The sequence below is a fragment of the Microbacterium sp. Y355 genome (assembly GCF_059445345.1).
Genome location: NZ_JCAIUD010000001.1, coordinates 825,697 through 847,932, shown reverse-complemented (window position 1 = coordinate 847,932; position 22,236 = coordinate 825,697). Strand labels below are relative to the sequence as shown.

23 protein-coding genes are annotated in these 22,236 nt (G+C 64.0%); 19 read left to right on the top strand and 4 right to left on the bottom strand.

Annotated features, from left to right (window positions below):
• Positions 1–177 precede the first annotated feature (177 nt).
• Together AC1C2O_RS04235 and AC1C2O_RS04230 are read left to right on the top strand one after the other, a co-directional pair.
• Positions 178–384: a hypothetical protein gene (locus AC1C2O_RS04235; RefSeq protein ID WP_495429199.1), complete on the top strand. Its 207-nt coding sequence runs from the start codon at positions 178–180 to the stop codon at positions 382–384.
• Positions 385–387: 3 nt separating this feature from the next.
• Positions 388–1,185: a helix-turn-helix domain-containing protein gene (locus tag AC1C2O_RS04230; RefSeq protein ID WP_495429198.1), complete on the top strand. Its 798-nt coding sequence runs from the start codon at positions 388–390 to the stop codon at positions 1,183–1,185.
• Here the strand turns inward: AC1C2O_RS04230 and AC1C2O_RS04225 are convergent.
• Together AC1C2O_RS04225 and AC1C2O_RS04220 are read right to left on the bottom strand one after the other, a co-directional pair.
• Positions 1,158–1,835, bottom strand: coding sequence for an NAD(P)H-dependent oxidoreductase (locus tag AC1C2O_RS04225; protein WP_495429197.1), 678 nt, complete (start codon positions 1,833–1,835; stop codon positions 1,158–1,160). The two genes, AC1C2O_RS04230 and AC1C2O_RS04225, sit on opposite strands and share 28 nt — an antisense overlap.
• Positions 1,836–1,847: 12 nt before the next feature.
• Complete coding sequence (locus tag AC1C2O_RS04220; RefSeq protein ID WP_495429196.1) at positions 1,848–2,396, bottom strand: TetR/AcrR family transcriptional regulator; 549 nt, start codon at positions 2,394–2,396, stop codon at positions 1,848–1,850.
• A gap of 133 nt (positions 2,397–2,529) precedes the next feature.
• On the opposite strand from AC1C2O_RS04220, the gene AC1C2O_RS04215 reads away from it, so the two are divergent.
• From AC1C2O_RS04215 to AC1C2O_RS04175, 9 genes are read left to right on the top strand one after another with little or no spacing between them, the layout of a single operon-like run.
• Positions 2,530–3,732 (top strand): substrate-binding domain-containing protein, encoded by a 1,203-nt coding sequence (locus AC1C2O_RS04215; protein WP_495429195.1) that lies wholly within the window; start codon positions 2,530–2,532, stop codon positions 3,730–3,732.
• A gap of 19 nt (positions 3,733–3,751) precedes the next feature.
• Entirely contained in the window at positions 3,752–4,543 is a 792-nt protein-coding gene (locus AC1C2O_RS04210; protein ID WP_495429194.1) for an ABC transporter ATP-binding protein, read from the top strand.
• Positions 4,540–5,250 carry an ABC transporter ATP-binding protein gene (locus AC1C2O_RS04205; RefSeq protein WP_495429193.1) on the top strand — a complete coding sequence of 237 codons (711 nt, stop codon included), beginning with the start codon at positions 4,540–4,542 and terminating at the stop codon, positions 5,248–5,250. The genes AC1C2O_RS04210 and AC1C2O_RS04205 overlap by 4 nt, the downstream gene beginning before the upstream one ends.
• Positions 5,247–6,122: a branched-chain amino acid ABC transporter permease gene (locus tag AC1C2O_RS04200; protein ID WP_495429192.1), complete on the top strand. Its 876-nt coding sequence runs from the start codon at positions 5,247–5,249 to the stop codon at positions 6,120–6,122. The genes AC1C2O_RS04205 and AC1C2O_RS04200 overlap by 4 nt, the downstream gene beginning before the upstream one ends.
• Positions 6,119–7,231, top strand: coding sequence for a branched-chain amino acid ABC transporter permease (locus tag AC1C2O_RS04195; protein ID WP_495429191.1), 1,113 nt, complete (start codon positions 6,119–6,121; stop codon positions 7,229–7,231). Before AC1C2O_RS04200 ends, AC1C2O_RS04195 begins: the two co-directional genes overlap by 4 nt.
• Positions 7,228–8,793 (top strand): class I adenylate-forming enzyme family protein, encoded by a 1,566-nt coding sequence (locus AC1C2O_RS04190; protein ID WP_495429190.1) that lies wholly within the window; start codon positions 7,228–7,230, stop codon positions 8,791–8,793. Before AC1C2O_RS04195 ends, AC1C2O_RS04190 begins: the two co-directional genes overlap by 4 nt.
• Positions 8,777–9,484 carry a TetR/AcrR family transcriptional regulator gene (locus tag AC1C2O_RS04185; protein ID WP_495429189.1) on the top strand — a complete coding sequence of 236 codons (708 nt, stop codon included), beginning with the start codon at positions 8,777–8,779 and terminating at the stop codon, positions 9,482–9,484. Before AC1C2O_RS04190 ends, AC1C2O_RS04185 begins: the two co-directional genes overlap by 17 nt.
• Positions 9,477–10,229: a 3-hydroxybutyrate dehydrogenase gene (locus AC1C2O_RS04180; RefSeq protein WP_495429188.1), complete on the top strand. Its 753-nt coding sequence runs from the start codon at positions 9,477–9,479 to the stop codon at positions 10,227–10,229. The genes AC1C2O_RS04185 and AC1C2O_RS04180 overlap by 8 nt, the downstream gene beginning before the upstream one ends.
• Positions 10,226–11,134, top strand: coding sequence for an alpha/beta hydrolase (locus AC1C2O_RS04175; RefSeq protein WP_495429187.1), 909 nt, complete (start codon positions 10,226–10,228; stop codon positions 11,132–11,134). Before AC1C2O_RS04180 ends, AC1C2O_RS04175 begins: the two co-directional genes overlap by 4 nt.
• Positions 11,135–11,145: 11 nt before the next feature.
• Here the strand turns inward: AC1C2O_RS04175 and AC1C2O_RS04170 are convergent, their stop codons facing one another.
• Positions 11,146–11,934 (bottom strand): IclR family transcriptional regulator, encoded by a 789-nt coding sequence (locus AC1C2O_RS04170; RefSeq protein WP_495429186.1) that lies wholly within the window; start codon positions 11,932–11,934, stop codon positions 11,146–11,148.
• Positions 11,935–12,038: 104 nt separating this feature from the next.
• Here AC1C2O_RS04170 and AC1C2O_RS04165 point away from each other — a divergent pair, with 104 nt between their 5' ends.
• The 3 genes from AC1C2O_RS04165 to AC1C2O_RS04155 are packed head-to-tail and all read left to right on the top strand — an operon-like array spanning position 12,039 to position 14,657.
• On the top strand, positions 12,039–12,827 hold the full coding sequence (locus AC1C2O_RS04165) for a CoA transferase subunit A (RefSeq protein ID WP_495429185.1): 789 nt from the start codon (positions 12,039–12,041) through the stop codon (positions 12,825–12,827).
• 1 nt (position 12,828) lies between these two features.
• A complete protein-coding gene (locus AC1C2O_RS04160) occupies positions 12,829–13,482 on the top strand; it encodes a CoA transferase subunit B (RefSeq protein ID WP_495429184.1) in 654 nt (217 codons plus the stop codon).
• A complete protein-coding gene (locus tag AC1C2O_RS04155; RefSeq protein ID WP_495429183.1) occupies positions 13,479–14,657 on the top strand; it encodes an acetyl-CoA C-acetyltransferase in 1,179 nt (392 codons plus the stop codon). The genes AC1C2O_RS04160 and AC1C2O_RS04155 overlap by 4 nt, the downstream gene beginning before the upstream one ends.
• A gap of 40 nt (positions 14,658–14,697) precedes the next feature.
• Here the strand turns inward: AC1C2O_RS04155 and AC1C2O_RS04150 are convergent, their stop codons facing one another.
• Positions 14,698–14,979, bottom strand: a complete 282-nt coding sequence (locus AC1C2O_RS04150) for a hypothetical protein (RefSeq protein WP_495429182.1) — start codon at positions 14,977–14,979, stop codon at positions 14,698–14,700.
• A 141-nt stretch (positions 14,980–15,120) separates the two neighbouring features.
• On the opposite strand from AC1C2O_RS04150, the gene AC1C2O_RS04145 reads away from it, so the two are divergent.
• From AC1C2O_RS04145 to AC1C2O_RS04125, 5 genes are read left to right on the top strand one after another with little or no spacing between them, the layout of a single operon-like run.
• Complete coding sequence (locus AC1C2O_RS04145; protein WP_495429181.1) at positions 15,121–16,374, top strand: MFS transporter; 1,254 nt, start codon at positions 15,121–15,123, stop codon at positions 16,372–16,374.
• Between the two features lie 35 nt (positions 16,375–16,409).
• A complete protein-coding gene (locus AC1C2O_RS04140; protein ID WP_495429180.1) occupies positions 16,410–17,822 on the top strand; it encodes an alpha,alpha-trehalose-phosphate synthase (UDP-forming) in 1,413 nt (470 codons plus the stop codon).
• Positions 17,823–17,859: 37 nt separating this feature from the next.
• Positions 17,860–18,657, top strand: a complete 798-nt coding sequence (gene otsB, locus AC1C2O_RS04135) for a trehalose-phosphatase (RefSeq protein ID WP_495429179.1) — start codon at positions 17,860–17,862, stop codon at positions 18,655–18,657.
• Between the two features lie 9 nt (positions 18,658–18,666).
• Positions 18,667–20,385 (top strand): dihydroxy-acid dehydratase, encoded by a 1,719-nt coding sequence (gene ilvD / locus AC1C2O_RS04130; protein WP_495429178.1) that lies wholly within the window; start codon positions 18,667–18,669, stop codon positions 20,383–20,385.
• A gap of 48 nt (positions 20,386–20,433) precedes the next feature.
• A complete protein-coding gene (locus AC1C2O_RS04125; protein ID WP_495429177.1) occupies positions 20,434–22,236 on the top strand; it encodes an acetolactate synthase large subunit in 1,803 nt (600 codons plus the stop codon).

The window sequence follows — 22,236 nt, the reverse complement described above, 5'->3', positions numbered from 1 at the left end:
GGATGCGCGCGACACGGGCGCCGGATCCGAGCTGCAGTTCATCTCCACTCTCGCCTGCGCGAAGTATCTGCGTAGTACGTGCAGCGGCCGCACACATCTCAGTGATTTTCACCGATGCGAGGTCGCTAAATCCGAACAAGGCTGTAGACATCAACAGCTCGAATGAAGGAGAAAGACATGGGTCAGGTCGCCTTTCTGACAAAAGCCGCTTCCGCGGACCAGCTGTCTGTCCGACGGAAGTCTGAGAAGGGAAGAACTCGCGGGCCGCAATCCGACGAGCCGGAAATACTAATGGAAGGCTCCATCGGCCTTGCCGCCGTGCTCGGCTCGATCATGCTGAGTCTGAGCGTCGACGGTACGCGGATTCACCGAGCAGGTGAATGATTCGTGACATGGAGCACCCGCGAACTCGCTGAACTCGCAGGGACGACGGTAAACACGATCCGACACTATGAGCGAGTCGGCCTGATGGTAGAGCCGAAGCGGAAATACAACGGTTACAAGCAGTACAGCGTTCAGGAACTGGTGTGCCTGCTGCGAATCCTCCGGCTGGTCGGCCTCGGTGTGCCGTTGGCGAAGATCGCCGATTTCGGTGCAGGTAGACAGAGCACACGGACGCTCCTGCAGGAGCAGAGTGTGGATCTGGCGAGGCGCATCCGGAGCCTGCAACAGGCGCATGCGGATGTCGCGGCGATCCTGCGCCATGACGCGCCCCCCGATTCGCCCATCGGTTTCGTGTCTGTTTCGTCACGTCTATCGGAGTCGGACAGGGCGCTGCTGCATATCTCGAATCAGCTGTATGACGACGATGCGATGGTTGATCTGCGGCAGATGGTGGAGTCTGATGCGAGCGGTGGCGAAGTCGGGAAGGAGATCGATGCGCTCCCGGCGAACGCGGACGAAGTGACGCGGAAACGGCTCGCTGCCTGTCTCGCGCCGATCCTCGTTCAGCACGTCGCGGATTACCCCTGGCTGGCGAACCCGGTGGAACACCTGCTGAAGGGTGAACGTGCCACACGGCTGATCTTCGTCGAAGCACTCGCAGCGCTGTACAACCCGGCGCAGCTCGATGTACTCGCTCGTGCCGAACAGCTCGCGCGGGCGCAGTTCGCTCAGGAGCAGCCAAAGGTTGACGACTGGATGAGCGATGAAGTCGATCATCCAGTCGTTATGCGCCAGGCCTGACGTTCGAGGTGATCCTCTTTTGCGTGGCGCGCCGTTCTGTCTAGGTCAGCGAACGAGAGTCCGATCTCGCGCGCCTGAAGGAGTCCGGCTTCGCGCACTGGGGCGTTTTGGTCACCTTCTACGTTGTAGATGAGGTGGCTCTCGACATCGTTGATCCCGCTGTAGGCGAAGACGCCGACGTCCAGCTGCGTACGCATCGCCTCGTCGTAGCCGTACTTTTCGTATGTGTGTTCTTTGGAGCCACCGATGCCGATGAGGACGGTGGGTATCGAAGGAAGGAGTCCGTGGAGGGCGGCTTTGCCGCGATCCTTGACTCCTGTGCCGTACTGGTACGCCCAGCCTGCCGTGAACACGCGCTCGATCCATCCCTTCATCAGCGCAGGCATTGACCACCAGTAGACGGGGAAAACGAAGGCGAGCCGGTCAGCCGCTTCGACCCGTTGATGCATCTCCTCGATACCAGGTGGGATCGCCCCGCCCCAGAAGTGGGCGTGGTCCTCGGCGGAGAATCTCGGGTCGAATTGCTCTCGGTGCAGGTCCAGTACATCGATCGTATGGCCCGCTCGCTCGAACGGGCCATGGAAGGAATCCATGACTGCGGCGGGGTACTTGTCGCGGAAGGGATGGGAGAAGACGGTTAACAGGTGCATGGAATGCTCCGTTCACAGTTGCTGAGCGTCGGGACGAGTAGACCACTCTGCGAGGAGTGTTGCCGTGGCCGTCTGGGCAGCGGTGACTGCGTGAGCACCCCGGTAGGAAGCCGCGGATGTTGCACCTTCAAACAGCACGACGAGTTGTTCGGTGAGTAGTTCGTTGTCGGTTCCTGTGTCGCTGCGAACGAGGCGTTCAATCAGTTGGTGAAGCTGTGTTCGGTATTCCAGTACTGTCGCGGCGATCTCCGAACTGCTCTCGCCCCCTTCGCCTAGCGCGCGAAGGAACAAGCAGCCTCGTGCTCCCTCAACACGCACCCAACCGGCGAGAGCTGTGAAGAGGCCGTCGACTGTCGTGACATCGAAGGCGTCGAGGAATCGTCCGCGGCGGGCGTCGAGCACAGCGGTGATGAGGGCTGATTTGCTCCCTAGATGCTTGTACAGGGTCCGCGACGACACTCCGGCCGCCTCGGTCAGCCTGTCGACGCCAGTCGCGGCAAATCCGAACTGGTCGAAGACGGGTTCGGCTTCAGCGATGATCCGCTCTCGTGTTGTGGTCACATGGCTAAAGTACCACGATCGTTTTACCTATCGGCGAGCTTGACGAAAGACCGCACCGGATTTAGGGTTTAAGTAACCTGAATCATCTTTCAGGTTTGGCATCAAGACCTTCCAACGGCGAGAGGCATTTCACATGCGAGTTTCGAAGAAGTTGCTCCTGGGTTCCGTGGTCGCCACGGCCGCCCTCGTTCTGGCGGCGTGCGCGCCACAGACCGGAACAGGTGGCGACGGCGGCGGCGCCGGCGGCGAGGAGGCCTCCGGCCCCGCCGAAATCGTCGCGGGCGTCATCACCAGCGAGACGGGACCTCTCGCCGGCTACGGCAAGCAGTACCTCGATGCGTTCAAGGCGGGCCTCGACTATGCCACCGACGGCACCGACGAGGTGGACGGCACAAAGATCACCATCGAGTACCGCGACGACGCGGGTGACCCAGACACCGCGGTCACCGCGGCCAAGGAGCTCATCGGGGACGGCGTCAACGTCCTCCTCGGCAGCGCATCCTCCGGCGTGGCGCTGGCGATGGCAGAACAGGCAGCGCAGAACAAAGTGCTGTTCATTTCGGGTCCTGCGGCCGCGGACGCGATCACCGGAGTCAACGAGTACACCTTCCGCTCCGGTCGACAGTCGGCACAGGACGTCGCGACAGCGGGCAGCTTCCTGGACGACATCAACGGCAAGAACATCGCAGTGTTCGCTCAGAACAACGCGTTCGGGCAGGGGAACGTCGCCGCAGTCGAGGCGATCCTCGGTGGCAAGGGCGCAACGGTCACCCCGGTTCTGGTGGCAGAGGACGTCACGGAGTTCACGCCGTTCGCGCAGCAGGTGCTGAGCGCACAGCCTGACCTCGTGTTCGTAGCCTGGGCAGGTGCGACATCGGGTGCCATGTGGCAGGCAATGAGCCAACAGGGCGTGCTCGATAACGTTCCCGTTGTCACCGGTCTCGGTGACGCCGCGACCTTCGGTGCCTATGGCCAGGCGAGCGAACAGATCAACTTCCTGAACCACTACTTCCCGGGTGCCCCCGACAACGAGGTCAACGACGCGATGGTCGACGCGATCGAGGCCGCGGGCGGCACGCCCGACCTATTCAGCCCTGACGGCTTTAATGCGGCCATCATGCTCGTGCAGGCAGTCAAAGAGGGCCAGGGTGACGTGGATGCCATGATCGCGGCGCTGGAAGGCTTCGAGTTCGAGGGTCCAAAGGGCACGAACACCGTCCGCGCGGAGGACCACGCACTGCTGCAGGACATGTACCAGGTGCGTCTTGTCGCTGACGGTGACACGTTCGTCGCTGAGCTCCTCGACACGGCGGATGCCGCCGACGTCGCTCCGTGACCGAGAGGCTGACAAGCATATGAGCACCCCAGTCCTGCCCGAGACCCCGTCCATCGGCGCGGCCCTGCGCGTCGAAGGGCTCGGCCTTCAGATCGGCGGAGCGACGATCCTCAAGGACGTCGACCTCGATATTGCCCCGGGCTCTCTCGTCGGAGTCATCGGCCCCAACGGTGCCGGCAAGACCACGCTGTTCAACGCCATCTCCGGAGTGATCAAGCCCACGTCGGGCCGAGTCTTCCTCGACGGTGAAGACATCACAGGTCTATCTGTTCCGCGACGTGCCAGGGCAGGACTGGGGCGCACCTTTCAGACCTCGAGCTTGTTCCCCAAGCTGAGCATCCTCGAGAACGTCCGCATCGCGGCACAGGCCACCCACGGTGGCAGCTATTCACTGCTCAAGTTCCCCCGCCGCGACGATTCGGCAACTCGGCAGGCGATCGCGGTGCTGGAAGAGGTCGGGCTCGGCCATCGGCTCGACACCCTCGCAGGTGACATCAGCCACGGCGACAAGCGCAAGCTCGAGATCGCATCGCTGCTGGCCACGAACTCTCGTCTTGTGCTGCTCGACGAGCCGATGGCGGGAGTCGCTTCCGGTGATGTCTCCGGGCTCGTCGAGAACATCCGCGTCATGCAGCGGGAAAATGGCTGCACGGTGCTCATGGTCGAACACCACATTGACGTGCTGATGGGGCTGGTTGACCTTGTCGCCGTCATGTACTTCGGCACGATCATCGCTCTTGACACGCCCCAAAAGATCATGGAGAACCCGACCGTGCAGAGCGCCTATCTCGGAACCGGGACTGCAGCATGACTGATCCGATTCTTCAGGTGCGCTCCCTGCGCGCATCGATCGCCGGACAGCAGGTCGTCGAGGACGTGTCCTTTGACGTGCCCGCCGTAGGCATCACTGCCATTCTTGGCCGAAACGGTGTTGGCAAGACCTCCACGCTGCGCGGCATCCTCGGGCTCATCACCCGCCGCGGTGAAGTACTGCTGGATGGGGAGCGGATCGATAACCTACCCACCCACAAGATCGTGCAGCGAGGTGTCGGCTACGTGCCAGAGGATCGGGAGGTGTTCGCCGGTCTCACCGTCGCGGAGAACCTCGCTCTCGCAGAACGGCAGCGCGAACCGCGTCACGAGTTCGTCGCCGAACTCTTCCCTGACCTCGTTCAACGCCGCGACCAGCGCGCGGGAACGCTCTCCGGCGGGCAGCAGCAGATGGTTTCCGTTGCACGCGCCCTCCTCAACGACAACCGGATCATCCTCGTAGACGAGCCGACCAAAGGCCTCGCTCCGAAGATCGTCAAAGAGGTGTCGGATGCTCTCGCCGAAGCTGCCAAGACCACGCCGATTCTGCTCGTGGAGCAGAATCTCGAGGTCGTGCGGCAGTTCGCCGACGGTGCCGTGGTGATCGCGGGCGGTCGCGTCGTGCACACCGGGCCTGCACGCGAGATCCTCGACGACGCCGATCTCACTCGCAGGTTACTCGGAGTCAGCGCGGAGGCCCACGCATGAGCGCGCTCATCCTCACCCTCGTGATCGGCGTGGGCCTCGGTGCCCTGTACTTCCTGGTCGCAAGCGGCTTGAGCCTCATTTACGGCCTCATGCATGTGCTGAACTTCGCACACGGCGCCTTCCTCACCCTCAGCGCCTTCGTCGGCTGGGCAGTGGCGCAGGCGATCGGCGCCACGACATGGCTGGGGTTTCTGGTCTCGATCCTGGTCGGCGCAGTTGTCGGCGCGGTCTTCGCGACACTCACGGAACTGGTGCTGATCCGGCCGCTGTACGAGAGACACATTGAGCAGGTACTCGTCACAGTCGGTCTTTCCTTCGCCGCGATCGCGCTGTTCGAAGGAATCTGGGGCACTGACGCCATCACGATTGCAGGGCCACCCTGGCTCGGGCAGACCACAGATGTGCTCGGCGCCAGCATCCCGAACAAGTATTGGGTGCTGATCATCGCGGCGGGCCTGGTTCTCGCGGGACTGGTGCTCTTCCTGAAGAAGACCCGCTACGGCATGATCATCCGCGCCGGCGTCGAGAACCGGGCCATGGTCACCGCGCTCGGCATCGACGTGCGTCGATCGTTCACACTCGTGTTCGCGATTGGAGGAGCCGCTGCCGGTATCGGGGGAGTGCTCGCCATGCACGCGATGACCTACGTCTCTGCGCACCTTGGTTCGACGCTGCTGATCTTCGCCTTCATCGTGACAGTGGTCGGCGGCCTCGGCTCGTTGACCGGCGCTGCCGTCGCATCCGTGCTGGTGGCGGTGCTGCAGCAGGTCGCCAACACCTACCTCGGCGGAACCGGCGACTTCATCGTCGTCATCCTGCTCGCGGTGGTGCTGCTCGTGCGACCTGCGGGCCTGATGGGGAGGAAAGCATGATGTCGTCGCTCAAGCGCTTCGCGCCCGTGATCATCGGCGCCGTACTCATCGTCGTGATGGCGGTGCTGCCGCTGCTGAACCTGTCGCTGCCCGGCATTCTTCCTGGCCCCACCTACACGCCGGGCTCGCTCGCTTTGCTGTCGCTGTGCATGGTGTTCGCCGCCCTCGCACTGTCGTACAACCTGCTGCTCGGCACCGCGGGCATGCTCTCATTTGGTCACGCGCTGTACTTCGGCGCAGGGGCCTACGGCCTCGGTATCCTGTTGCGTGCCTTTGAACTGCCACTTTGGCAGGGCGTGTTCGTCGCCCTCATCGGCGGCATGGTCATCGCGCTTGTCACGGGTGCCGTCGCCATGCGCGTCAACGGCATCCCGTTCGCGATGGTGACGCTCGCGTTCGCCCAGGCCGGCTCGGTACTCGTCCGTCGCAACCAGGCGCTCACCGGCGGTGAAGAGGGTCTTGGGCTCAACACCGCCAGCGTTCCGGACTGGCTGGTCGGTGTGATGAATACTCGCAACCTGTATTGGTTCGCGCTGGTCGTCGTCGTCATCGTCTACCTCGTGGTGCTGTGGGTGGATAAGTCCCGCCTCGGCCACCTCGCCGCCGCATCGCGCGAGAATGAGCTGCGAGTGCAGGTTCTCGGCCTCAAGCCCGCTCGCGCGAAGCTCATCGTCTTCGTGATCGCGGCCATGTGCGCGAGCCTGGCCGGTGTCGCCTATCTGCTGCTGCAGTCGGGCACCCAGCCCAGCGCGGTCGGGGCCGACCTCACAATCACCGTGCTCGTGATGGTGGTGCTCGGCGGCGTCGGATTCCGTTGGGGAGCCGTCGTCGGTGGAGTGCTCTATACGATTCTCGACCAGCGACTGACAGTGCTGGCCCGTGCCGACGGCATCCAGACGCTGCCCGACTTCCTGCGCATTCCGCTTTCCGAGCCGCTCTTCCTGCTCGGCGTGCTGTTCATCCTCGTGGTCATGTTCTTGCCCGGCGGCATCGCCGGTACCGTTGACTCCTGGCTGCGACGTCGTCGCGGGACGACAGCGGCGGCGGCCGGATCTCTCGGTGCTCTCGACGACAGCGATGCTCAGGGCGCGGAGGTGGGAGTGCGATGAGCTTCGAAGTTGACGGTCCCCACACATTGGGGAGGTGGCTGCGTGAACGCGCGGCATCCAACCCGCACAAGATCGCGATCGACGACCGCGGAGTGGGCGTGGACTATGCGACGTTGACCGGCCGCGCAGAGCAGCTTGCGACTCGCCTGCGGGATGCCGGGTACGGGGCGGGTCAGCGCATTGCCACAGTGTCGGGCAACTCGACCGACCACGTGGTCGCCTTCTTCGCGTGCGCGTTCCTCGGCATCGCGTTCATCCCGCTGTCGTGGCGGCTGACGCCGACGGAGCTGTCCGCTCTCATTCGCCGCAGCGGCGCGGTACTGGTGCTCGTGGAAGACGAGCACGTCGCGCTCGCGGGGACGGCACTTCGGATGCTGGAAAACGAGGCGCCCGCGTACGTCTTCCTCGGCGCCACCGGGGTCGAGGCACAGATTCCAGCCGCCGCATTCCCGACACGCGACCGGAGCGTGCGCGACGATGACCCGCTGCTGGTGATCTTCACCTCCGGCAGCGAGGCAGCACCCAAGGGCGTCGTGCTCACCCACGAGAACTGCTTCTGGACGAACATGGCGCTGTCGCGCGTCATGCCGATGATCTCCACTGATGTGGTGCTGGCCATGCTGCCGCAGTACCACGTCGCTGCGTGGAACGTGCAGCCGCTGCTGGCCTGGTGGGTGGGCGCGACGGTCGTGCTCGAGCGATCCTTCCAGCCGGGGCGTGTGCTGCAGCTCATTTCTGAACGCCGGGTGACGACGATGATGGGCGTACCGACGCAATACCGCATGTTGCAGGACGCTCCGGGCTGGCGGGGTGCCGATCTGTCGAGTCTGCGCCACGTACTGGTGGGCGGGGCAACGATACCGGAGACGCTGGCTGAGGTCTGGGCCGACCGCGGCGTCGGCATGACCCAGGGGTACGGGCTTACTGAGGCCGGACCCAATGTGCTGGCGCTTCCCGCCGCGGAGCTGGCCGCGCACCGGGGTACGGTAGGGCGTCCATACCCGTCCGTCGACGTGTGCCTCGTCGATGTTACGACAGAGCTGGCGCTCGAAGGCGAGGCGACCGGAGAGCTTTGGGTCCGCGGCCCGAGCACCTTCGCTGGCTACCTCGATGATGCGGATGCTACCGTCCGCGCGCGCTCGGGGCCGTGGCTGCGCACCGGCGACCTCGCACATCGGGATGCCGCGGGCATCTACCGCATCGTCGACCGGCTCAAAGAGATCTACGTCTCCGGGGGAGAGAACGTCGCCCCGGCTGAAGTCGAGGGTGTGCTCGCGCAGCATCCGCTCGTGGACTCGGTCGCTGTCGTAGGCGCGTCCGACCGGGTTTGGGGTGAGCGCGGCGTTGCGTTCGTCGTTGCCCGCACGCCGTTCTCCATCGATGAGTTGCTCGCCTTCGCGAGAGAGCGACTTGCCGCCTTCAAACTCCCGGCACGGATCGTCTTCACGGACGAACTGCCGAAGTCGACGATCGAGAAGATCGCTCGTGCGACGCTGCGCCGGATGGCCGCCGACCTTATCGCGGCAGATCAAGAAAAGGATGCTGATGACCGAGTCCGTTGAGATCATCGCCGACGTCAACGTGTCGCCAGCGACCGGGCGTCCGCTCACCAAACGCGGCGAGGTGACCAGGCAGAAGCTGCTCGAGGCGGCGGAGTCCGTCTTCGCCGAGCTCGGGTACCACGAGGCGTCGATCGTGAAGATCACCGAGGCGGCGAATGTCGCGCTCGGCACTTTTTACCTGTACTTCGACAGCAAGCAGACGATCTTCGAGGCGCTTGTCATCGACTTGAACCGTCGCGTTCGCCACGCGATGTCCGAGTCTATGTCGGACGCCGCGAACCGCATCGAGGCGGAGCGGCTCGGGTTTGAGGGTTTCTTCCGTTTCACCGCCGCCCACCCCGCGCTTTACCGCGTCGTGCGGGAGGCCGAGTTCGTATCGCCTGCCACGTTGAAGCTGCACTATGAGCGCATCGTCGACGGCTATCGTGCAGGGCTACGCGATGCCCAGCAGACCGGCGATGTCGATCCGCAGCTCGACCCTGAAGTAGCCGCATGGGCGCTGATGGGGGCTGGTGAGCTGATCGGTATGCGCTACCTGCTCTGGGAGCGCGATGCGGACGGCCACACACCTGCCGCGATCGACCCTGCGGTGATCGAGGGGATGACCCGGTTCATCGGCAATGCGCTGCGCCCCGCGGGGGCCGCACGAGCAACGGTTGAAATATCGGAGAAGGAGAACGAGAATGGCTGAGCAGGATCTGGCCGGGCGCCGCGCGATCGTCACAGGGGGAGCGAGTGGCATCGGACTCGCGTGTGCTCAGGAGTTCGCCGCACGCGGCGCGCACGTGATCATCGCAGATCTTAACCGCGCTGCAGCCGAGAAGCACGCGTCCGCTCTGGGTGGCGAGGCATGGGAGGTCGATCTCTCCGACACCACGGCTCTCGACACACTGAAGTTGGACGCAGACATCCTGGTCAACAATGCGGGGATCCAACGGGTCAGCGCTATCCCTGAGTTCGACCCGGATGCATTCCGCGCCATCCAGCGCATCATGCTGGAGGCGCCGTTCCTGCTCGTTCGCGCAGTGCTGCCTGGCATGTACGGGCGCGGTTGGGGACGAGTGATCAACATCTCCAGCGTGCACGGGTTGCGTGCGAGTGCGTTCAAATCGGCGTACGTCGCCGCGAAACACGGGCTCGAAGGACTGTCCAAGGTCACCGCTCTTGAAGGCGGCCCGTACGGCGTCACGAGCAACTGCATCAACCCCGGATATGTGCGCACGCCGCTGGTCGAGAAGCAGATCGCCGATCAGGCGAAGGTGCACGGGATTCCGGAGAGCGAGGTCGTGGAGAAGGTCATGCTGACTGAGAGCGCGATAAAGCGTCTGGTCGAGCCGGCCGAGGTGGCATCGCTTGCCGGTTGGCTGGCATCAACGAATGCGTCGATGGTCACTGGCGCGTCGTACACGATGGATGGTGGATGGACCGCTCGATGAAAACGCACATCTATCGCACCCTCACCGTCCCCGTCGATGGTGGCGACTTGAGTGTGGGGATCTGGGATCCGCACGATGCTGTTGGCGAACCGCCGACGGTCCTCGCCATACATGGGGTGACCTCATCGCACCTCGCGTGGCCCTTCATAGTCGCCGAACTCCCCGGCGTGCGGGTTATCGCTCCCGATCTGCGTGGCCGTGGTCTCAGTAGCGACGTTGTCGGGCCCGCGGGCATGGCCGCCCATGCGGCCGACGTACTGGCTGTCCTGAATGTTCTGGGCATCGACTCGGTGCCGGTGATCGGTCACTCCATGGGAGCCTTCGTCGCGGTTGTGCTTGCCCACCGGCATCCGGAGCGCGTGCAGCAGCTGATCCTCGTCGACGGCGGGATGCCGTTGGATGTTCCTTCCAGTGTGGAACCCGAGCAGCTGGTGTCGCTGATCCTCGGACCCACAGCAGAGCGTCTGTCGCGCCGCTGGGCCAGCGTCGCCGAGTACACGGAGGAATTCTGGCGGTGCCACCCCGCATTCACCGAGGACTGGAGCGAAGAGCTCGAGCAGTACATCGCCTATGACCTCCACCGCGATGGTGACGCCTACCGCCCGGCGACGAGTTATCAGACGACGGTCGAAGACACGATCGACCTGAACCTTGGATCGGCGCTGACGGAGGCCCTTGCCGCTCTGCAGCAACCGACGCTGTTCATCACCGCGGCGCGCGGACTGCAGAATGAGGAGCCAGGGCTGTACGCCGCCGCGCACCGTGCGAAGCTTCTCGCCGCGCATCCTGCGATCGCCCATCAGCACCTCGACGGTCTGAACCATTACACAGTGGTGATGAGCGCCCGGGGTGCGAAGGCACTGTCGCCTCTTCTGCAGATGGCACTCGGTGCAGAGAGCGTGTGATCGGAGCGAACTCAGCGCCTGGCATTTGCGATCCGCAACGAGAGCTGATGCGCGTGCGCGAGCAAAGTGCGGCCAAGGTCAGCGATCCGATCCGGGCCGAAGCGGAATTCGACTCCGGTCAGACTGAGTGCCCATTCGGGTCGTCCTGCGCGATCGAACACCGCGGCTCCCATTCCCCAACTGCCCTCGACGATGAGCCCTGGGTTGATGGCGAATCCGCGTTCCTTCGTCTCGGCCAGCCTCGTTCGCAATGGTGTGGTGCTGTGCGTGCGTCCCCAGTGTTCGCTGAGTTCGGGATGCCGCTCCAGATATGCATCCACATCGTGGTCAGGCAGGAACGACAGGATCGCCAGTCCTGCACTCGCGACGCCGAGCGGGAAGCGCACGCCCTCGCTGAGCACGAAAGAGCGGATCGGGAAAGAGCCCTCTTCGCGCACAAGGCACACCGTCTCGTCAGCGCGCCGCACCGAAAGGAAGGCACTCTCCTCGGTCTTCACGGCGAGTGAGCGCACGATGTCGCGGGCAAGGGCCGTCACGTCATAGCGTGCCGCAGCCACTGATCCCATGAGGAAGAGCTCGGGACCAGGCATCCACCTGGCCGTATCGTCGTCGCGATCGACCAGGCCCTCTGCGCGCAGTGCGCTGAGTAGCCGATGCGTCGTGGAGCGGGTCAGATCGGCCTGCCGTGCGAGGTCCTGGAGGCTCGCACCACCTTCGCCTCCTGCGGTGACGAGGCGCAGCAGACTCGCGGCACGGGCTACGGCCTGTGTGCCGGGAACCGTGCGTGATGAAGTGTTCATAATGTGGACGCTATCGAGAGGAACGCCCACATCGCAAGACCGGGCTTTCCGTCAGAGTGTAAGAGGCGGATGCTGGAAGCAGACCTCACACGAAGGAGTGCTGCGTGATCGACAAGCAATGGGCCTCTGCGGCGGAAGCAATCGCCGACATCCCGAATGGTGCATCCCTGGCAGTCGGAGGTTTCGGCCTCTCCGGAAACCCGATCGCCCTCATTGAAGCGCTGCTCGCACAGGGGACGACCGACCTGAGCATCGTCAGTAACAATTGTGGCGTCGATGACTGGGGCCTCGGCATCCTGCTGAACGCGCAACGCATCCGCAAGATGACCTCGTCGTATGTGGGCGAGAACAAAGAGTTCGAACGCCAGTTCCTCTCTGGTGAACTCGAGCTGGAGCTGACACCCCAGGGCACGCTGGCAGAGAAGTTGCGTGCAGGAGGATCAGGTATTGCGGCGTTCTTCACCCAGACCGGCGTCGGCACACAGGTCGCCGAGGGCGGGCTGCCGCGTCGCTACAACGCGGACGGGTCGATTGCAGTCGCATCCCCGGTAAAAGACACCCGCACCTTCGACGTGAACGGCGCACCGAAGGAGTTCGTGCTGGAGGAGGCGATCAGCACAGACTTCGCTCTCGTGCACGCCATTGCGGGAGACCGGCACGGAAATCTTGTCTTCAACAAGGCCGCCCGCAACTTCAATCCGCTGGCGGCGATGGCAGGTCGCGTGTGCATTGCGCAGGTGGAGCAGCTCGTGGAGCCGGGCGAGATCGACCCGGATCGCGTTCACCTCCCTGGCGTATTCGTGCACCGCATCGTCGAGGTCGGCACCGACATCGAGAAGCGCATCGAGCGCCGCACCGTCTCACAGCCCGCAGACCAGAGCGAAGGAGCCTGACATGGCACTCACCCGCGAGCAGATGGCAGCCCGTGCGGCTCTCGAACTCACCGACGGCTCCTATGCGAACCTCGGCATCGGCCTGCCCACCCTGGTGCCCAACTACGTCCCCGAGGGCATCACCGTCGTGTTGCAGTCTGAGAACGGCATCCTCGGAGTCGGTCCGTATCCGACCGAGGAAGCTGTCGATCCCGACCTCATCAACGCAGGCAAAGAGACCGTGACGACCCTGCCAGGCACGGCATTCTTCGACTCGGCCACCAGCTTCGGCATGATCCGCGGCGGGAAGATCGATGCGGCAATCCTCGGCGCGATGCAGGTATCCGCAAAGGGAGACCTTGCGAACTGGATGATTCCAGGAAAGATGGTCAAGGGTCCAGGCGGCGCGATGGACCTCGTGCACGGCGCTGGCCGGCTCATCATCCTGATGGAGCACGTGGCAAGGGACGGCTCCGCGAAAATCGTGAATGAGTGCTCGCTGCCGTTGACCGGCAGGGGAGTGGCACATCGGATCATCACTGACCTCGCCGTTATCGACGTCACAGATGAAGGTCTAGTGCTCGTCGAGACCGCGCCGGGCGTGAGTGTTCAGGAAGTCATCGATGCAACAGAGCCGCCGTTGACCATTTCACCCGAGTTGAAGGACCAGTCATGACCGACATCGTCATCGTCGCAGCTGCCCGCACGCCCCAGGGGCGTTTGAAGGGCCAGCTTGCATCGTTCACTGCGCCTCAGCTCGGATCCTTCGCGATCAAGGGCGCGCTGGCACAGGCATCCATCGATCCCGCCGCGGTCGACGCTGTGATCGTCGGTCAGGTGCTCGCAGCGGGTTCAGGGCAGAACGCCGCGCGTCAGGCCGCGATCGGTGCGGGTCTCGGCTGGGACGTGCCAGCGCACTCCGTCAACAAGGTGTGTCTGTCTGGCCTCACCGCGATCATCGACGCCGCACGCATGATTCGCACCGGGGATGCTACGACCGTCGTGGCTGCCGGAATGGAGTCGATGACGCGCGCACCGCACCTGCTGATGGGCTCGCGCGATGGATGGACGTACGGCAGCGTCGAGGTGCTCGACCACATGGCGTTCGACGGTCTCACCGACGCCTACGACGAAGAGAGCATGGGCGCATCGACCGAGCGTCACAATGAGCGCTTCGAGCTCACCCGCGAGGCACAGGATGCCGTGGCGGCACTGTCGCATCAGCGCGCTGCTGCCGGGACAGCGGCAGGCGTCTTCGACGCGGAGATTGTGCCGGTCGAGGTGCCTCAACGGCGCGGTGAGCCGGTCGTTGTCACCCAGGACGAGGGCGTGCGGCCCGAGACCACCGTCGAGACACTCGGCAAGCTCCGCGCCGCGTTTCTTGAAGGCGGGTCGATCACTGCGGGGAACTCCTCCCAGATCTCGGACGGCGCCTCCGCAGTCGTGGTGACGACACGTGAAAATGCTGAGGCGCAGGGTTGGCCAGTGCTCGTCACAGTCGGTGCCAGTGGACAGACCGCGGGGCCAGATAACTCACTGCAGGCACAGCCAGCTCAGGCGATCCACCGCGCGCTCGAGAAGCAAGGAATCACCGCTGCAGATCTCGATCTCGTGGAGATCAATGAGGCATTCGGTGCTGTCGTCGCCCGTTCTCAGGCCGAGCTCGGCGTGTCCAGCGACATCGTGAACATTCACGGAGGCGGGATCGCCATCGGGCACCCGATCGGAGCATCCGGAAACAGGCTGGTCGTGCACCTGGCACACGAGCTGGTTCGCCGGGGCAGCGGCACGGCGGCGGTTGGTCTCTGCGGCGGCGGCGGTCAGGGAGAGGCTCTAATCCTTACGCGCTGATCCTTAGCCGCTGATCCTCACCGGCTGATGAGAGGGCGCCTCAGCGCTTCTGGGCAGCCTTGAGCTGCTTTTCGAGATGCTTGGCTTCCTTCTTCATGCGCTTGGTCTGCGTTGCCGCGAGTGGAGAGTCCGCCGGCACGATGACGCCACGCTCGGCGCGGCGCATATCGATCGCCGCGCCGATCGAGAGGGCGACGGTGATGCCCCAACTCAGCCAGGCGAGCGCTGCACGCCAGGTGATCGGGGCGTCACGCGTGCCGCGTAGCAGTGACACACCGGCGGTGATCGCTCCGATTAGGCCTGTGCTGAAGAGGTAACGCATTTCTCCAACCTACCTTCGCTCAGGCGGCGCGGATAGAATGGATTCGGCGCTTCGGCGCTAAAGCTGTGTAACTACCGGCCGTCGGCACCCCGGCGGACAGCGGCGGCACCTGATCCCCGCGTCCTTGGACGTGCGAGAGTCATGACACACACACCCGCACCCGCTCCGCCTCGCGATGCAATGCAAACGAGCCTGCTCCGCGTCGCTGGCTTCCCCTACTTCCTCGTCGCGTTCATCGCGCGACTGCCCTTCGCGATGATGGTGGTCGGGGTTCTCACTGTCGTCGTCTCCGCGCGTGGATCGCTGTCTCTCGGTGGGCTGACCTCCGCGGCGGTGGGTCTCGGCACCGCGTGCTTCGGGCCATTGCTTGGTGCAGCCGCTGATCGATTCGGACAGCGAGTCGTCCTCCTGATTCTCGCCGTCGCCAACGGCACGATGCTCGTCGTCTTCACGCTTGTCGTCTACAGCGCGTCCACGGATGCGTTCATCTTGCTGGCTGCGTTCGGCATCGGTGCCACCGCACCGCAGGTCGCCCCGATGTCGCGTTCGCGTCTCGTCTCGATCATCAACGACCGGATGCCGGAACCTTCGCGCGTGCGCACAGTGTCGCGCACCATGGCCTACGAATCAGCCGCCGATGAGACGGTCTTCGTCTTCGGGCCGTTCATCGTCGGTGTCGTCGCCTCGTGGATCGCCCCCTGGGCACCGCTGGTGGGCGCGGCCGCGCTGACGGTGTTGTTTGTCGGCGCGTTTGCCCTGCATCCGAGCGGACGACATGTCTCTCAGGAGCGCGATGCCGATGGACGCGCGCCCTCGAAGGTGTCAGAACTCTTCCGTCCACAATTACTGGTCGTCGTTCTCGGCATCCTCGGCGTTGGCATCTTCTTCGGCACGATGCTCACGGCATTGACCTCGTTCATGGCCGATCGGGGTGCCCCAGAGCAGGCGGGAGTGCTCTACGGCGTGATGGGCGTCGGTTCCGCGATTCTCGCGCTCGGTGTGGCCTGGCTGCCGCCGCGCTTCTCGCTGCGCGCGCGGTGGCTGGTCTTCTCCGGCATCCTGCTGGCCGGTTCACTGTTTCTGGGCATGGTCGATACACCCGGCGCCATGATGGTGGCCCTGGGCGTCATGGGAATCGGCATTGGGCCGACACTGGTCACCCAGTACAGCTTCGGCGCTGCTCGCAGTCCGCTGGGTCGGTCTGCCACCGTCATGACGATGCTCGGCTCAGGCGTCATCGTCGGCCAGTCGATCGGAGCGGCCGTGACCGGTGAGATCGCGGAGAGCATGGGGACGTCGCCCGCACTGCTTTTGCCGATGCTCGCGGCGGCGATCGCCTTCCTCGCCGGCGTCGTGAACTGGTACTTGAGTCGGGTCCACATGCGGACTCGATAGCCTAGGGGAACTGATCCACTGTGTGAGGAGTCACCATGGCCACCGCAGATTTCGTCGTCGTCGCTAACAGGTTGCCGGTCGATCGCGTGGTGGGAGCGGACGGTACTGAGACCTGGCGCACTTCACCGGGCGGTCTGGTCGCAGCGCTCGAGCCGGTGATGCACCAGGTGGATGGCGCGTGGGTGGGGTGGGCAGGGCAAGCCGACCTTGAGCTCAAGCCCTTCGAAGCTAACGGCATCCGGCTGATCCCTATCGTCCTGTCTGCTCAAGAGGTCGCCGAATACTACGAGGGTTTTGCGAACGACACGATCTGGCCGCTGTACCACGATGTGATCGCCCCGCCGCAGTTTCATCGCGAATGGTGGGACTCCTACGTCACCGTCAACAGACGCTTCGCCGAAGCCGCTGCCAACGCCGTTGCGGAGAACGGGACGGTCTGGGTGCATGATTACCAACTGCAACTCGTGCCCGAGATGGTGCGTGCGTTGCGTCCCGACGTGACGATCGGGTATTTCCATCACATCCCGTTCCCGATGCACGGGCTGTACGCACAGCTCCCGTGGCGTGATCAGATGTTGCGAGGACTGCTGGGCGCCGACGTCGTCGGGTTCCAGCGCGTGCAGGATGCCTCCTACTTCCTGGCTGCCGTGCGCCGCCGTCTGAAGTATGAGGTGAAGTCAACGACCGTCGCAGTGCCAGGCGAAGATGGCTCCCGCACAGTCATCGCCAAGGCGTTCCCCATCTCGATTGATACGACGCCGTATCTCGAACTTGCGGCAAGGCCAGAGGTACAGGCCAGAGCCCTCGAGATCAGGGAGAGCCTTGGCAACCCGAAGAGGATTCTGCTGGGGGTCGACCGGCTCGACTACACCAAGGGCATTCGGCATCGCATTAAGGCCTACGGCGAACTGCTTGCAGAGGGGCGCCTAAAGGTCGAAGAAGTCACGCTCATCCAGGTGGCGAGCCCGAGCCGTGAACGAGTGGATGCCTACGTGCAGCTTCGAGACGAGATTGAACTCGCCGTCAGCCGCATCAACGGCGACACAGACACGATGGGCCACACCGCGATTCGATACCTGCATCAGGGATTCCCGCGCGAGGAGATGGTCGCGCTTTATCTGGCTGCCGATGTCATGCTCGTCACCGCGCTCCGCGACGGAATGAACCTCGTGGCGAAGGAGTACGTCGCAACGCGCACTGACAACCGCGGCGTGCTCGTGCTCAGCGAATTTACTGGCGCAGCCGACGAACTCCGACAGGCGCTCAGGATCAACCCCCACGACATCGATGGCATGAAAGACGCCATCATGGCAGCGGTCGAGATGGGCCCTGCCGAGCAAGGCAAGCGCATGCGGTCGCTGCGGCGTCGCGTACTCGAGCACGACGTCATCGCATGGTCGTCCTCGTTTCTGCAGGCTCTCGCGACAGCCCGCTCGCACCGCGCGTGAGAGGCTGGTCGGGATCAAACCGACGAGGAGACACGCTGTGACCCGCACTTGGACCCCTGGATCTGCTGACGACGCGCTGACGGCAATCGCGCACACACCGCGACTGGTGGTCGCACTGGATTTCGACGGCACCGCATCGCCGCTGGTGGCTGAGCCCATGGCAGCGCGAGCGCTGCCGGAGGTGAAGGCACAATTGGAGCGACTCGCGGCGCTGCCGGACACCTTCATCGCGTATGTGTCAGGCCGCAGCATGCACGACCTGCAGGAGATCACAGAGCACCATCCCGAGTCGCACATCGCTCTCGCTGGCTCGCATGGCGCCCAGTACTGGTTTCCCGGAATCGGTGATGCCGACACGCCCGGCGCGATCACGGAAGAGGGTGCCCGCGAGGCGCTCTGGGAGGCCGCTCAGCCGATCGTCGATCGCTACGAGAACGTGCGCCTTGAGCCGAAGACCTTCGGAATGGGCATTCACACTCGCCAGGCCACACCAGAGGTCGAGGCCGCTGCATTCGCGGAGATCGACGCTTTGGTGGCCGAGCGTTTCCCGCAGTGGCGCCGCCGGTCGGGCCATCGTGTGCTCGAGTTCTCCTCGCGCGTCGAGGGAAAAGATACGGCCATGACGGTGCTGCGTGAGCACTTCGACGCAACAGGCATTTTGTTCGCAGGCGATGATGTGACGGACGAGGACGCCATTCGCGTGCTTCAGCCGGGAGATCTGGGCGTGCGCGTCGGACCGGGGGAGTCGGCCGCGACACTTCGTGTGGACACTCCACAAGAGATGGCCGCTCTTCTGGAGGCGCTCGCGAACGAGCGGGCTGTCGGACGGGAATAGACTGCCGTCATGTCCTCGCAAGATCCTGCTTCGAACGCGCCCATCGACATCAAACCCCGCAGCCGTGTCGTTACTGACGGTATTGAGGCTACGACTTCTCGCGGCATGCTCCGTGCCGTTGGCATGGGGGATGCAGATTGGGACAAACCCCAGATCGGCATTGCGTCCAGTTGGAACGAGATCACGCCGTGCAACCTGAGCCTTGACCGGCTCGCCCAGGGCGCCAAGGAAGGCGTGCACTCCGGCGGCGGCTACCCGCTGCAATTCGGAACCATCTCGGTCTCTGACGGCATCTCGATGGGCCACGAGGGCATGCACTTCTCGCTGGTCTCTCGTGAGGTCATCGCTGATTCGGTAGAGACGGTCATGATGGCGGAGCGACTCGACGGCAGTGTGCTGCTGGCTGGCTGTGACAAGTCCATCCCGGGCATGCTCATGGCAAGCGCGCGTCTGGATCTGTCCAGCGTCTTCCTGTACGCAGGTTCCATCGCCCCGGGCTGGGTCAAGCTCTCGGATGGCACCGAGAAGGATGTCACGATCATCGACTCCTTCGAGGCCGTCGGCGCGCACCGCGCAGGTCTCATGAGTGAAGAGGATCTGAAGCGCATCGAGTGCGCGATCGCGCCCGGTGAGGGTGCCTGCGGTGGTATGTACACCGCCAACACGATGGCATCCGTCGCGGAGGCTCTCGGGCTCAGCCTTCCGGGTTCGGCTGCGGCGCCTGCGGCAGATCGTCGTCGGGACTACTACGCACACCGCTCGGGCGAGGCTGTTGTGAACCTGCTTCGCCTGGGCATTACGACGCGCGACATCCTCACCCCTGAGGCGTTTGAGAACGCGATCGCCCTCGCGATGGCGCTCGGCGGCTCGACCAACGTCGTCCTGCACCTGCTGGCGATCGCACGTGAGGCCGAAGTCGAGCTGAACCTGCACGACTTCAATCGGATCGGCGACAAGGTGCCGCACATTGCGGATATGAAGCCGTTCGGCAAGTACGTCATGAACGACGTCGACCGTCAGGGTGGCATCCCCGTCATCATGAAGGCCATGCTCGACGAGGGTCTGTTGCACGGTGACGCGCTCACGGTGACGGGCAAGACGCTCGCAGAGAACCTCGCGGATCTCAACCCCGGACCGATCGATGGCGAAGTCATCCACACGTTGGACAACCCGATCCACGCCACCGGCGGACTCACCGTCTTGCACGGTTCGATGGCACCAGAGGGTGCCGTCGTGAAGACGGCCGGCTTCGACGCAACTGTCTTTGAAGGACCGGCTCGTGTCTTCGAACGCGAGCGCGCGGCGATGGATGCTGTCGCGAACGGCGAGGTCGAAGCAGGCAGCGTGGTCGTGATCCGCTACGAGGGTCCCAAGGGCGGGCCCGGTATGCGCGAGATGCTAGCGATCACCGCCGCCATCAAGGGCGCTGGCCTCGGAAAAGATGTACTACTCTTGACTGACGGACGATTCTCAGGCGGCACAACCGGCCTGTGCATCGGCCACATAGCACCCGAAGCGGTGGACGCAGGTCCTATCGCCTTCGTGCGCGATGGTGATCTGATACGGGTCGATATCGCAGCTCGCTCGCTTGACTTACTCGTCGATGATGCAGAGCTCGCATCCCGCCGTTCTGGCTGGGAACCGCTGCCCCCGCGCTATACCCGTGGCGTTCTTGCCAAGTACGCAGCCCTCGTGCGCTCCGCCGCAGAAGGTGCGACGACCGGTTGATTTACGTCGGCGTACTGTCGACGACACTTCAGATCATCAAGGAAAGACATGACTGCTGATTCTGTTTCGGCCGTGCCCCGGCCGCCATCCCAGAAATCCACCGCTCCAGAGATGAGTGGCGCGCAAGCCGTTGTCCGCTCGCTGGAATTGCTCGGCGTCACCGACGTGTTCGGCCTGCCTGGGGGAGCGATCCTCCCGGTCTATGACCCGCTGATGGATTCCACTGAACTCCGGCATATTCTCGTTCGCCATGAACAGGGTGCCGGTCACGCCGCGGAAGGGTATGCCTCGGCATCCGGTCGCATCGGAGTCTGCATCGCGACGTCAGGTCCCGGTGCGACGAACCTCGTCACCGCGATCGCCGACGCCTACATGGACTCGGTTCCGATGGTGGCGATCACCGGGCAGGTGTTCTCGACGTTGATGGGAACGGATGCCTTCCAGGAGGCGGACATCATCGGCATCACGATGCCGGTGACCAAGCACTCGATCCTGGTGAAGGATGCAGCCGAGATCCCGGGCGCGATCGCCGCAGCTTTCGAGATCGCCGGCACCGGGCGTCCTGGCCCCGTGCTCGTCGACATTACGAAGGATGCGCAGCAGGCCACCGCACCTTTCATCTGGCCACCCAAGATCGATCTGCCCGGCTACCGTCCGGTGACCAAGGCGCACGGCAAGCAGATTCAGGCCGCGGCGACACTGCTCGTCGAGGCGAAGAAGCCGGTGCTGTACGTCGGTGGTGGTGTCATCCGGGGGAAGGCATCGGCTGAACTGCTCGAACTCGCGGAGTCCACCGGTGCGCCGGTGGTGACGACGCTGATGGCTCGCGGCGCGTTCCCCGACTCGCACCCGCAGCACCTCGGTATGCCCGGGATGCACGGCACTGTTCCCGCGGTGCTCGCGCTGCAGGAAGCCGACCTGCTCATCTCGCTCGGCGCTCGGTTCGACGATCGAGTGACGGGCAAGGCGTCGTTGTTCGCTCCGAACGCGAAGGTTGTGCACGTCGACATCGACCCGGCAGAGATCTCCAAGATCCGTACCGCAGACGTGCCGATCGTCGGCGACGTGCGTGATGTGCTGATTGATCTGGATGCTGCGTTCCGTGGTGCGCTGGACGGCGCGAAGCCCGACACCGGTGAGTGGTGGTCGTACCTCGATGGCCTGCGCGATGAGTTCCCGCTCGGATACACCGAGCCGAGCGACGGCCTGCTCGCACCGCAGTACGTGATCAAGCGCATCGGCGAGTTGACCGGTCCTGAGGGCATCTACGCCGCAGGCGTCGGACAGCACCAGATGTGGGCCGCGCAGTTCATCAAGTACGAGCGGCCGAACGCCTGGCTGAACTCGGGTGGCGCCGGCACCATGGGGTATTCAGTGCCAGCAGCCATGGGCGCAAAAGTCGCTGAACCCGACCGCGTGGTGTGGTCGATCGACGGTGACGGATGCTTCCAGATGACGAATCAGGAACTCGCCACCTGCGTCATCAACAACATCCCGATCAAGGTCGCGATCATCAACAACTCCTCCCTCGGGATGGTTCGCCAGTGGCAGACGCTGTTCTACAACGGTCGGCACTCGAACACCGACCTGAACACCGGTCACGGCACGATCCGAATTCCTGACTTCGTCAAGCTCGCCGAAGCCTACGGTTGCCTCGCGATCCGAGTGGAGAAGGAAGAAGAAGTCGACGCCGCGATTCAGCTCGCGCTGGAGACCAACGACCGTCCGGTCGTGATCGACTTCGTCGTCTCCGCCGACGCGATGGTGTGGCCGATGGTGCCACAGGGCGTCAGCAACAACTACGTGCAGTACGCACGCGACCACGCTCCCGCATTCGATGAGGAGATCTGA